The 12,180-nt window shown below is 49.3% G+C and carries 14 protein-coding genes and 1 pseudogene; 13 read left to right on the top strand and 2 right to left on the bottom strand.

Going from position 1 to position 12,180, the window contains the following annotated elements:
* The first annotated feature begins 5 nt into the window (after positions 1–5).
* The 7 genes and pseudogenes from AC5M9B_RS09185 to iscA all read left to right on the top strand — a co-directional run bounded on the left by AC5M9B_RS09185 (position 6) and on the right by iscA (position 3,455).
* A complete protein-coding gene (locus AC5M9B_RS09185) occupies positions 6–1,220 on the top strand; it encodes an IscS subfamily cysteine desulfurase (protein WP_487648536.1) in 1,215 nt (404 codons plus the stop codon).
* Positions 1,221–1,378: 158 nt separating this feature from the next.
* Entirely contained in the window at positions 1,379–1,612 is a 234-nt protein-coding gene (locus AC5M9B_RS09180) for a hypothetical protein (protein ID WP_039855775.1), read from the top strand.
* A gap of 161 nt (positions 1,613–1,773) precedes the next feature.
* Positions 1,774–1,902: a hypothetical protein gene (locus AC5M9B_RS09175; RefSeq protein ID WP_003685711.1), complete on the top strand. Its 129-nt coding sequence runs from the start codon at positions 1,774–1,776 to the stop codon at positions 1,900–1,902.
* A gap of 69 nt (positions 1,903–1,971) precedes the next feature.
* Positions 1,972–2,355, top strand: coding sequence for a Fe-S cluster assembly scaffold IscU (gene iscU, locus AC5M9B_RS09170; RefSeq protein ID WP_049229051.1), 384 nt, complete (start codon positions 1,972–1,974; stop codon positions 2,353–2,355).
* Position 2,356: 1 nt separating this feature from the next.
* On the top strand, positions 2,357–2,623 hold the full coding sequence (locus tag AC5M9B_RS09165) for a DksA/TraR family C4-type zinc finger protein (protein ID WP_049260041.1): 267 nt from the start codon (positions 2,357–2,359) through the stop codon (positions 2,621–2,623).
* Between the two features lie 221 nt (positions 2,624–2,844).
* Positions 2,845–3,066 (top strand): annotated as a pseudogene (locus AC5M9B_RS09160) (recombinase RecA).
* Positions 3,067–3,134: 68 nt separating this feature from the next.
* On the top strand, positions 3,135–3,455 hold the full coding sequence (gene iscA / locus AC5M9B_RS09155) for an iron-sulfur cluster assembly protein IscA (RefSeq protein WP_039855777.1): 321 nt from the start codon (positions 3,135–3,137) through the stop codon (positions 3,453–3,455).
* On the opposite strand, the gene AC5M9B_RS09150 is transcribed toward iscA, so the two are convergent.
* Entirely contained in the window at positions 3,415–3,636 is a 222-nt protein-coding gene (locus AC5M9B_RS09150; RefSeq protein WP_049229048.1) for an alternative ribosome-rescue factor A, read from the bottom strand. The genes iscA and AC5M9B_RS09150 overlap by 41 nt on opposite strands.
* An 82-nt stretch (positions 3,637–3,718) precedes the next feature.
* Between AC5M9B_RS09150 and hscB the strand changes: the two genes are divergently transcribed.
* From hscB to AC5M9B_RS09120, 6 genes are all read left to right on the top strand, one after another.
* The gene (gene hscB, locus AC5M9B_RS09145; RefSeq protein ID WP_070539870.1) at positions 3,719–4,225 is read left to right on the top strand and encodes a Fe-S protein assembly co-chaperone HscB; all 507 of its coding nucleotides are present in this window, start codon (positions 3,719–3,721) and stop codon (positions 4,223–4,225) included.
* Between the two features lie 357 nt (positions 4,226–4,582).
* A complete protein-coding gene (nrdA, locus tag AC5M9B_RS09140) occupies positions 4,583–6,862 on the top strand; it encodes a class 1a ribonucleoside-diphosphate reductase subunit alpha (protein WP_154885353.1) in 2,280 nt (759 codons plus the stop codon).
* Between the two features lie 38 nt (positions 6,863–6,900).
* On the top strand, positions 6,901–7,824 hold the full coding sequence (locus tag AC5M9B_RS09135; protein WP_487648535.1) for an Abi family protein: 924 nt from the start codon (positions 6,901–6,903) through the stop codon (positions 7,822–7,824).
* Positions 7,825–8,097: 273 nt separating this feature from the next.
* Positions 8,098–9,231: a class Ia ribonucleoside-diphosphate reductase subunit beta gene (gene nrdB / locus AC5M9B_RS09130; RefSeq protein WP_070539918.1), complete on the top strand. Its 1,134-nt coding sequence runs from the start codon at positions 8,098–8,100 to the stop codon at positions 9,229–9,231.
* A 119-nt stretch (positions 9,232–9,350) separates the two neighbouring features.
* Positions 9,351–9,653: a class I ribonucleotide reductase maintenance protein YfaE gene (yfaE, locus tag AC5M9B_RS09125; protein ID WP_070656789.1), complete on the top strand. Its 303-nt coding sequence runs from the start codon at positions 9,351–9,353 to the stop codon at positions 9,651–9,653.
* A gap of 111 nt (positions 9,654–9,764) precedes the next feature.
* Positions 9,765–10,592 (top strand): NMB0938 family lipoprotein, encoded by an 828-nt coding sequence (locus AC5M9B_RS09120; protein ID WP_070656788.1) that lies wholly within the window; start codon positions 9,765–9,767, stop codon positions 10,590–10,592.
* A gap of 176 nt (positions 10,593–10,768) precedes the next feature.
* Here AC5M9B_RS09120 and AC5M9B_RS09115 read toward each other — a convergent pair whose 3' ends face one another.
* Entirely contained in the window at positions 10,769–12,064 is a 1,296-nt protein-coding gene (locus AC5M9B_RS09115) for an NAD(P)/FAD-dependent oxidoreductase (RefSeq protein ID WP_101810634.1), read from the bottom strand.
* Positions 12,065–12,180: the final 116 nt, after the last annotated feature.

Raw genomic sequence — 12,180 nt, 5'->3', positions numbered from 1 at the left:
AAACCATGACCGTCAAAACCCCCGTTTATCTCGACTACGCCGCCACCACCCCCGTTGACAAACGCGTTGCCGAAAAAATGATTCCCTATCTGACCGAAACCTTCGGCAACCCCGCCTCCAACAGCCACGCATTCGGCTGGGAAGCAGAAGAAGCCGTCGAAAAAGCCCGCGCCGACATCGCCGCCTTGATTAACGCCGACCCCAAAGAAATCATCTTCACCAGCGGCGCGACCGAGTCCGACAACCTCGCCATCAAAGGCGCGGCAAACTTCTACAAAACCAAAGGCAAACACCTCATCACCGTCAAAACCGAACACAAAGCCGTGCTCGACACCATGCGTGAACTCGAACGCCAGGGCTTTGAAGTCACCTACCTCGGTGTGAAAGAAAACGGTTTGATTGATTTGGAAGAACTCAAAGCTGCCATCCGCGAAGACACCATCCTGATTTCCGTGATGTGGGTGAACAACGAAATCGGCGTAGTGCAAGACATTCCCGCCATCGGCGAAATCTGCCGCGAACGTAAAATCATCTTCCACGTCGATGCCGCCCAAGCCTGCGGCAAAGTGCCTGTCGACGTCGAAGCCGCTAAAGTTGATTTATTGTCCATGTCCGGCCACAAAGTGTACGGACCCAAAGGCATCGGCGCGCTGTACGTCCGCCGCAAACCTCGCGTCCGCCTCGAAGCCCAAATGCACGGCGGCGGCCACGAACGCGGCTTCCGCAGCGGCACCCTGCCGACCCACCAAATCGTCGGCATGGGCGAAGCCTTCCGCATCGCCAAAGAAGAACTCGAGCAAGACATGGCGCACTACCGCAAACTGCGCGACATCTTCCTCAAAGGCATCGAAGGCATCGAAGAAGTCTATATCAACGGCGACCTCGAACACCGCGCCCCGAACAACCTGAACGTCAGCTTCAACTTCGTCGAAGGTGAAAGCCTGATTATGGCAGTGAAAGAACTCGCCGTATCCAGCGGCTCCGCCTGTACCTCCGCTTCGCTCGAACCCAGCTATGTCCTGCGCGCGCTCGGCCGCAACGACGAACTGGCGCACTCATCCCTGCGCATCACCTTCGGCCGCATGACCACCGAAGAAGAAGTGCAGTTTGCAGCAGAACTGATTAAATCCAAAATCGGCAAACTTCGCGAACTGTCTCCGCTGTGGGAAATGTTTAAAGAAGGTATCGATTTGAACTCGATTGAATGGGCGGCGCATTAAAAGCAGCCTGCACTTGGATAATGGAGCGCGAACGTCCGCGTTCGCGTTTCAGGTAGCCTGAAATTATGGAAATGAGTAATAGATACCCATTATACTCAGTCGAGATATTATTAAACGTTGAAATAAATTTAATTGCAAATAGATTTAAGGATTTTGTTATGGGTATCAGATATTCTGAAGATTTAAAAGTGGTTGATAGAAGTACTTTCCTAAAATATATAGAAACACTAGGGAATTATAATAAAACAGAAATAGTTACTCCGGACAGTGAGTGTAAAGTAATTCTTTACATTAAATCTTTCCATGATAGACCTGCTATGGCTGTTGCTATACATAACCAATGTGAAAATATATTTCAAATAGATCCAACTGTTATAAATGTATTTAAGTAACCGCAGGTTGGGTTGAAAACCCAACAAGCCTATCAATCTGCTCGAAATGTTGGGTTTAACAACTAAACCTACCTAATAAATAAAAAAGGTCGTCTGAAAATCTCAAAAGACCTTTTCAGACGACCTAAAAGCCACCACATTAAAATCAAGGATATAAAACCATGAACGAACAAGATTTAGATTTGGACAATCTCGACAACCTGCTTGAAGATTTTGACGGCGTTACCGTGGAAGGCGGCGTCGATTCGGAAAACGACGAAGGCTGCGAAGGCGGTGCGTGCAAAATCTAAACTTCAGGTCGTCTGAAAACCGGCAAACAAACCACTTAAACCATCAAAAAACATTAAGGAAACCACATCATGGCATACAGCGATAAAGTAATCGACCACTATGAAAACCCCCGCAATGTCGGTACTTTCGACAAAGACGAAGAGTCTGTCGGCACCGGCATGGTCGGCGCGCCGGCTTGCGGCGACGTGATGCGCCTGCAAATCAAAGTGAACGACGAAGGCATCATCGAAGACGCCAAATTCAAAACTTACGGCTGCGGCTCTGCAATCGCTTCTTCCAGCCTGATTACCGAGTGGGTCAAAGGCAAAAGCCTGGATGACGCGCTGGCAATCAAAAACAGCGAAATCGCTGAAGAATTGGAACTTCCACCGGTAAAAATCCACTGCTCCATCTTGGCTGAAGATGCGGTAAAAGCTGCTGTGGCGGACTACAAAAAGAAAAAAGGCGTATAACGTGGCTGGCGGCTGGGCGCCAGACGGCGCGGAGCAGGCGCAAATCGACGCCAATTTGGACGACGCGTTGGCTGCCGCACGGCAAAACCTGCCCTCCGGCGAAAGCGCACGAGAATGCGCCGAATGCGGCGAGCCGATTCCCGAAGCCCGCCGCCGCGCCCTGCCTGGCGTGCAGTTGTGCATTGCCTGCCAAGAAGAAGCGGACAAACAACAGCAATTCCACTACGCCTACAACCGGCGTGGCAGTAAGGACAGCCAGTTGAAATAGGCTGCTTGAAAGTATTGCCAGGCGTATCCTTAAGCTTTGTCTCAGTGGATACTATTTATGCTGAAGGCACTGCAAGTGACTGGAAAACAAGGGTCTGACACGCCTTGCCGACATCCATGTCGTGTTTGCTCTCTCTCAGCCCGATGGTTTCAGGCAGACTGCATCTTAGCTAAACTTTGCAGACGCCTACACGAAAAAACTATACTTAGCCAAGAAGAAGCCTGATCTCTTCTACTGTCGAAGGCATAGGAAAAACCGTATAGTAGCGTTTGCAGCAAATGGGTTTGGATGATGTTGCCACGCTGGCTGCTGCGGATTTGGACGACGTTTTGGAACAAGGCGCAAAACTGACCGGCTCGACTTGTTGGAAAAACAGTCCGCAGGCAAAAGCTGCCGTTTCCACCGCGATAGAGTGGGCAAAACAGCGTTTTCAGACGACCTGAAAGGCAATAGGTCGTCTGAAAATGAAAGCAGGCAAAATAAGACAATGATTGCGAATAAGGAAAGAAGCATGATTACCATCACAGAAAACGCAGCCAAACACATCAACAGCTACCTGACCAAGCGCGGCAAAGGCTTGGGCGTGCGCTTGGGGGTAAAAACCAGCGGCTGCTCGGGCATGGCGTATAACCTTGAATTTGTCGATGAAGTCAACGACGACGACCTGATTTTTGAAGAACACGGCGCGCGCGTTTATATTGACCCGAAAAGTTTGGTTTATCTGGACGGCACGCAGGTCGATTACACCAAAGAAGGTTTGCAGGAAGGTTTCAAATTTGAAAACCCGAACGTCAAAGACTCTTGCGGCTGCGGCGAGAGCTTTCACGTTTAAGACAAAAAAGTGGCGGGACAGTATCAAAACCGTCCCGCCATTTTTTCGCTTCCTGTCTGTTGTAGCTGCCTTTGCCTTTTCTTTTTCGTTCGACCTTGTGTCGGAACAAATCGGATTTCACTAAGGCTTTTAAAGCATTGTCGCGTATTTTGCCTTTATTGTGCTGTACTTTACTGCTCATATTCAGTCCTTTTGGTTAAGAATCAGCGGATTATAAGGCAAAATCAGGCTTCTGCCGAAAATTTCACATTAATTATCCCGCCATGTCTCAATATTTCACACTCTTCCAGCTTGAACCCGCTTTTGATATCGATACTGAAAACTTGGAGCAAACCTACCGTGCCTTGGCGGCACGTTTCCATCCCGACAAATTCGCGTCCGCTTCCGCCTTCGAGCAAAAGCAGGCAGTGATGATGTCTTCCACCATCAACGATGCCTACCGCACCTTGAAAAATCCCATCGACCGCGCCGCGTACCTTCTGAAAGCTCAGGGCATTGATGCCGATGCGCCGGAACATACTTCTTTTGCCCCTGAATTTCTCATGCAGCAAATGGAATGGCGCGAAACGCTGATGGATGCGCAAATGGAGCAAAACAACGAAGCCTTGCGCGCGTTGGACCAAGAAATCAGCCGCGAACAAGACAAGCTGTATCAAGATTTGCGGACGGCCTTTGCAGCGAAAGATCACGAAGCCGCCGCCCAATGGGTGCGCCACGGCAGGTTTTTAAATAAACTGCGCAACGAAATCGCCGCCGCGTTGCAAGATTAAATACACAAATTTTGAACATCTGAAAGGTCGTCTGAAAACTGGAATAAGGTTTCAGACGACCTTTATTGCTTATTTCATCATGTTGTATGCCATTATATTTTCAAAATTTAACACAAATCCGAATTTGCCTTATTTCATAAGCGCATAGCCGCATGAGGGTTTTGATGACGAAAAACACGTTTTCGCGGTAAGGCTTGAATCATAGGGAAAGAGGTTGTCTGAAAGAAAATTGGGAAAAGCACGATTTCAAAACAGCAGTCTTGTCAAGACTGGATAAGCGACGAAAAATACACTATATTGTGCCACTCGATATTAATACATACTGTATCTTGTGTTTCAGGATGGAGAAAGCTCACGATGAATGCACCGACTGATTTGAAAGTAACCAAGCGCGACGGACGTTTGGAAAATCTCGACTTAGACAAAATCCACCGCGTCGTTACTTGGGCGGCGGAAGGCTTGAAAAACGTTTCCGTATCGCAAGTCGAGCTCAAATCGCACATCCAGTTTTACAACGGCATCCGCACCGACGACATCCACGAAACCATCATCAAGGCGGCTGCCGACCTGATTTCGCAGGATACGCCTGACTATCAATATCTCGCCGCGCGTCTGGCGATTTTCCACCTGCGCAAAATCGCTTACGGCGAGTTCGAACCGCCGCATCTCTTTGACCACGTTAAAAAACTCACCGATGCGGGCAAATACGACCGCCACATCATCGAAGATTACAGCCGCGAAGAGTTTGACGAGCTGAATGCCTATATCGACCACAGTCGCGATATGACCTTCTCGTATGCCGCCGTGAAGCAGCTTGAAGGCAAATATCTGGTGCAGAACCGCGTTACCCGCCAGATTTATGAAACGCCGCAGTTTTTATACATTTTGGTAGCGATGTGTCTCTTCAGCAAATACCCGAAAGAGACGCGCCTGGATTACGTCAAACGCTTTTACGACGCCGTTTCTACGTTCAAAGTATCGCTACCAACCCCGATTATGAGCGGCGTGCGTACGCCTACGCGCCAGTTCTCAAGCTGTGTATTGATTGAATGCGACGACAGTCTGGATTCCATCAACGCCACCACCAGCGCGATTGTGAAATACGTTTCCCAACGCGCGGGCATCGGCATCAACGCCGGACGCATCCGCGGTTTGGGTAGCGAAATCCGTGGCGGCGAAGCGCAACATACCGGCTGCATTCCGTTTTTCAAAATGTTCCAAGCGGCGGTCAAATCCTGCTCGCAGGGCGGCGTACGCGGCGGCGCGGCAACCTTGTTCTACCCCTTGTGGCACATCGAAGCCGAAAGCCTGTTGGTATTGAAAAACAACCGCGGCGTGGAAGACAACCGCATCCGCCAACTGGATTACGGCGTGCAAATCAACCGCCTGCTGTACACCCGCCTGATTAAAGGCGGCAACATCACCTTGTTCTCGCCCAACGAAGTCCCCGGCCTGTACGACGCGTTCTTTGCCGACCAAGACGAATTCGAGCGTCTCTACACAAAATACGAGCAAGACCCGAATATCCGCAAGCGCACCTTGTCGGCTACCGATTTGTTCTCCACGTTGATGCAGGAACGCGCCGGAACAGGACGTATCTACATCCAAAACGTTGACCACTGCAACACGCACAGCCCGTTTGACCCGCGCGTCGCACCCGTGCACCAGTCCAACCTGTGCATGGAAATCGCCCTGCCGACCAAACCGCTGGACAACATCAACGATCCGAACGGCGAAATCGCCCTGTGTACCCTGTCTGCCTTCAATTTGGGCGCATTAAACAGCTTGGACGAGCTGGAAGGGCTTGCCGATTTGACCGTGCGCGCACTCGATGCCTTGTTGGATTACCAAGACTATCCGGTCGAAGCCGCCCGCACCGCGACCATGAACCGCCGCACGCTCGGCATCGGCGTCATCAACTATGCCTACTATCTGGCGAAAAACGGCGTCCGTTACAGCGATGATTCCGCGCTTGGTCTGACCCACCGTACCTTTGAAGCCATGCAGTATTACCTGCTCAAAGCCTCGGTGAACCTCGCCAAAGAATACGGCGCATGCCCGCTGTTCAATCAAACCGTTTATTCGCAAGGCAAACTGCCCATCGACACCTACAAAAAAGACTTGGATGCCGTGTGCAGCGAACCGCTGTTGTGCGACTGGGAAAGCCTGCGCGCCGACATCGTCAAATACGGCCTGCGCAACTCCACCCTAACCGCACTCATGCCGTCTGAAACCAGTTCGCAAATCGCCAACGCCACCAACGGCATCGAACCGCCGCGCGGATTGGTAACGGTCAAAGCATCGAAAGACGGTATTTTGAAACAAGTCGTACCGGAGTTTGAAACCCTGAAAGACGCCTATGAAACCCTATGGCAGCTTCCGGGCAACGAAGGCTATTTGAAACTTGTCGGCGTGATGCAGAAATTCGTCGATCAATCGATTTCTGCTAATACAGCCTACGATCCGAGTAAGTTCGAGGGTAACAAAGTTTCCATGAAACAAATGCTCAAAGACCTGCTGACCGCCTACAAATACGGCGTCAAAACCCTGTACTACCACAACACCCGCGACGGCGCCGACGACACCCAAACCGACATCCAAGACGACGGCTGCGCCGGCGGGGCTTGTAAGATTTGATGCTCAGTAAACTTGCTTTAAATAAAAGGAAGTGAACAATGCAAAGTAATCAAACTAAAGAGCCTAAGATTTGGAAAACTTATGAAGAACAGTTAGAGATTTTAAAAAATAGAGGATTACACGTTGCAGATGAGAAAAAAGCTTTAGGGTATTTAAGGACTATTGGATATTACCGGTTGAGCGGTTATCTTTATCCGTTTCGCCAATTTAATCCCAAAAACCCGAAAAATAGATTAGACAGCTTCATACCCAACAGCAGTTTTGAAGATGTAAAAAAACTATACATGTTTGATAAGCGGTTGCGGCAATTGGCATTGGATGCTTTAGAGCGGATTGAAATTGCACTAAGAGTCAATATTGCATATACATTAGGCAAACATCACCCGTTGGCCCACAAGGATGCCCGATATTTTGCTCCTGGTTTTAACCATGCAGAATGGTTGGAAAGATACGATAATCTCGTACATCGTGAAAAAGAAACCGGCTTTGTCAAACATCATCTGCAACATTATTCCGATTTACCCGTATGGGCGGCCTGTGAAGTATGGGATTTCGGTACGATGTCTATGCTTTATAAAGGGATGAGCGAGGAAGATAAAAATCGGATTGCCAAGTTTTACCGCCTAAAAGACGGCCGTCATCTGCAAACCCACCTGCATGCTTTTAATGTCATCCGAAATGTCTCAGCGCATCACAGCCGCTTGTGGAATCGGGATATTGCTATTAAGGCCAGTTTGAAAGGCTTGAGCGATACCGAATGGGAAAAATTACCTGTAGGTCGCTCGTTTGTTTATTTTTGCCTTATGAAACGGATGCTGGATATTATTTGTCCGGCCTCCAGATGGGGCGAGAGATTTTTTTCATTGCTAGCTGACTTCCCATCCGTTGAGAATGGGGCAATATCCTTTGAGCAAATGGGCATGACCATCAACCCTGAAAAGTGGCGGTTATGGCGCAAATAAGCAAAAGAAAGCCCCCAGCCTTGTTAATCCAACCACATCGGGTTGGCAAAGCTGGGGGAGTTGTTGGCAGCAATTATACCCAAAAGCTCGATTAAGGCAATTTTTTTACATTTCAGCTCAAATATAACCAAACACAGATTACAAGCAAAACAAGTGCTTTAGACAACCTTTTGGACTGAAGCCCATCCACCCTTTCAGACGGCCTCACACCAAGCCCGAAACCAAGAAATCCAATCAATAGAAAGCCAACCCATGTCCTGCGAACACCTCATCATGCAATACAGCACCTTCAGCAAACAGAAAAACGACGCGCTGAAAGAGCCGATGTTTTTTGGTCAGCCGGTGAATGTTGCACGTTATGACCAGCAGAAATACGAAGTATTTGAGAAACTGATTGAAAAACAACTGTCTTTCTTCTGGCGGCCAGAAGAAATCGACGTGTCGCGCGACCGCATCGACTACGCCAATCTGCCTGAGCATGAAAAACACATTTTTATCAGCAATCTGAAATACCAAACCTTGCTCGATTCCATCCAAGGCCGCAGTCCGAACGTTGCCTTGTTGCCTTTGGTGTCGATTCCCGAGTTGGAAACTTGGATTGAAACGTGGAGCTTCAGCGAAACCATCCACTCGCGCAGCTATACCCATATTATCCGCAATATCGTCAACGACCCGTCAGTCGTGTTCGACGACATCGTGCAGAACGAATACATCATCGCCCGCGCCGAAGACATCGCCTGCTATTACGATGATTTAATCGAATACACCCAGTATTACAACTTGCTGGGCGAAGGTGCGCACAATGTCGGCGGCAAGCTCGTTACCGTGTCTTTGCGCGAGTTGAAGAAAAAACTCTATCTCTGCCTGATGTGCGTCAATGTGTTGGAAGCCATCCGTTTCTATGTTTCATTCGCTTGTTCGTTCGCCTTTGCCGAGCGCGAGTTGATGGAAGGTAACGCCAAAATCATCAAACTGATTGCCCGCGACGAAGCCCTGCACCTGACCAGCACCCAGCATATGCTCAACCTGATGCGCGCCGGTTCAGACGACCCTGAAATGGCGGAAATCGCTGTCGAATTGCAGGACGAATGTTTCAAACTCTTCAAAAAAGCGGCGGAGCAGGAAAAAGAATGGGCTGCCTATCTGTTTAAAGACGGTTCGATGATTGGTCTGAACAAGGAAATTCTGGCGCAATACGTCGAATACATTACTAACCTGCGTATGCAGGCGGTCGGTCTGCCTGCCGGATTCGAAGGTGCTACTCAAAACCCGATTCCGTGGATTAACGCGTGGCTTTCGTCCGACAACGTGCAGGTCGCGCCGCAGGAAGTGGAAATTTCTTCTTACTTAATCGGTCAGATCGATTCGGAAGTCAGCGCGGACGATTTGGGCGATTTCGAACTGTAATCAAACTCGGCGGTTTTTCCGCATTTCCATTATCAGAGGTCGTCTGAACAGGTGTAGAAACGAAATCAAAAATTTCGGATACACCGTGCAGACGGCCTTTCCCGCTTAAACAGATAATAATGGCACTCATCAGTACACACGACAAAACCTTCGAGCTTCAAGAAGGCGAAACCTTATTGGAGGGCTTGGAGCGCACCGGCCACGAGGTCGAATACCAGTGCCGAAGCGGCTATTGCGGTTCCTGCCGCGTCAAAATATTAGACGGTAGGGTGTCCTACGACGATTTCCCGCTCGCGTTTGTCGCGCCCGGCGAGATTCTGCCGTGTTGCTGTCGGGTTCACGAGGACATTAAGGTTGATTGCCGCGTTCGGATGAGTGAACCGGATTTGTTTGATGTTAGCTTGTTTGATGAGCAGGAATAACTTTAATTGATTAGATTGGTAGTGGATTCGAATAGGGATATGAGTGTTTTTATTTGAATCTATCAACTAACTGATTTTTATATTTTAAATACACATTACTGGAAATATAGAATGATCAAAAACAATACATCCCAATTTTTCTTATTATTCGTCGCCGTCTTATTGGTGGCTTGCTCTCCTGACAAACAGGATAAGGTAAAAGAATCTGTTGTTTCTGCACCTTTATCTTCTGTTTCCGAGAAATCCAATACAAATGATAAGACCGTAGAAACGGACATAAACAAAGTAGAAAGCGCACCTTCTTCAAATTGTACCAACCTGCATCAGATTGACGGCATTGATGATTTTGTCCGTCAGGTTGCCGAGAATATCGATTCCAGTTGTTTGTTTGAACGCAGCCCTAAAGAATTGGCGGCGATTTGGGGCATTCCCGGCGGAGATGATCCTCTGGCTCAGGCAATGTTTCCTGATATCGATGCGAATGACCCTGAAAACGTTAATAAAGTGATAGAAGCTATTGATCAGATGACAAAAGGGGAGCGAAGCTATAATGAGCAGGTGATAGAACCGTTAGTTCAAGAGATGAAGGCACTCAGGCAGCAGAATACTTTGGTTTTATCAATAGGCAGTCATACGAGCCAAGGTTCAAATCAGCCGCTGAGAATAACGCGCAATTTCGGCATAGAAGCAACGCCGGAATATCTCAAGAAACACGGCGGCGGGTTTGGTGGGAGTTTTCAAAACATCAGCCAGCTGCCCGAATATTTGAAAGCGCGCGGGAAGATTTTTGAGGCGCAAAGGGCATTCCGCCTGTTCAACCGCGACCGCAGTCCTGATAAGCCTTATCTGGAAATTGTGTTTGACGAAAGCGGGAAAATTGTTTCGATTACCGTATATGAGAATGTTTCCAATCCGGCAAGCGGGATTCATTTGATGTAATGGGTTTGGAGCACAAACGGAGAGGGTAGGAATCTAAATGCATCGAGCGTTCGTTGAACATTTGATGCGATAGCAGTTTGATTGGAAGCCTTCAATTCAATATCGAAAAGGTCGTCTGAAACCTGAATCGGGTTTCAGACGACCTTTTGTTGATGTGTTCGAGCTTAACCAAATGCTTAACGGCTGTCTTTCCATTGGTAATATTTCGAGCCGAGGAAGGAGCCGAGTTTGCGCAGGAAAGGTTGGGTAATGATGCTGGGGTGTTTGAGTTTTTCAAACGGTTTCAGACGACCATCGTCACCCATGATGGCTTCGGCGGTGGCAAGGCCTGCTATGCCGGTAATCGCCATGCCGTGTCCCGAGTAGCCTTGGGCATAGTAAACATTGGGCGCGAGCCTGCCGAAGTGGGGGGCGAGGTTGGCTGTAATGTCGCATTCGCCGCCCCAGGAATGTTCGATTTTGACATCGGCAAGCTGGGGGAAGACTTTGAGCATGTCTTGGCGGACAAGTTCGGTCATGCGGTCGGGGTCGTCGATGAACTCGTTGTCTTTACCGCCGAAGAGCAGGCGGCCGTCGGCGCTGAGGCGGTAGTAGTCGAGGACGTGGCGGTTGTCGCAGACGGCCATGTTGTTGCGGATGAGTTCTTTGGCGCGTTCGCCCAGCGGTTCGGTGGCGATGATGAAGGTGCTGACGGCGATGGCTTTTTTTTCCAACGGCTTGAATTTTTGATGCAAACCGGCGTAAGTGTTGACGGCATACACGAGGTTTTGGCATTCGATGCTGCCGTCCGGGGTATGGACGAGCCAGTTGCCTTGATAGGATTCGATACGGGTCATCGGGGACTGTTCGAAAATCTGCGCGCCTGCTTCGGCAGCGGCGCGGGCGATGCCCAGGGTATAGTTGAGCGGATGGAGGTGGCCGGAATGGGGGTCGAATTGCGCGCCTAAGTACATATCGCTGTTAAGTTGTTGTTTAAGCGTGTCTTTATCCCAAAGTTCGTAATGGGTGGCGTTGTAATGTTTTTGGGCGTGTTCATGCCATTGTCGCAATTCTTCCCAATGCTGCGGGCGAATAGCGACGGTAGCATAGCCACGCTGCCAATCGCAGGCGATTTGGTGTTTTTTAACCCGTTCGTCAACGAGTTCGACGGCTTGCAGGGATTGCTGCCAAAACCAGCGGGCTTGTTCCAAGCCGACTTGTTTTTCGATTTCTTCCATACCGCAGGCGTAATCGCTGATGACTTGCCCGCCGCTGCGCCCTGATGCGCCGAAGCCGATGCGGGCGGCTTCGAGTACGATCACTTCGTGTCCGTTTTCGGCAAGGGGAAGGGCGGTGCAAAGTCCTGTCAATCCTCCGCCGATGACGCAGGTTTCGGTTTTCAGACGACCTTCAAGCTTGGGATAAGCGGTGTGGGGATTAATGGTGCTAAAATAATAGGAGGGAAGGTATTCTTTGAAATTGGGATGAATCATAGGGTAATGCTTTGTGTGGTTTCAGACAACCTTTGGAGGGTATAGTGGATTAACTTTAAACCAGTACGGCGTTGCCTCGCCTTGCCGTACTATCTGTACTGTCTGCGGCTTCGTCG

The sequence above is a fragment of the Neisseria flava genome (genome assembly GCF_982712965.1).
The sequence above is the reverse complement of the archived record's forward strand: the minus strand, read 5'-3'. Positions and strand labels throughout refer to the sequence as shown.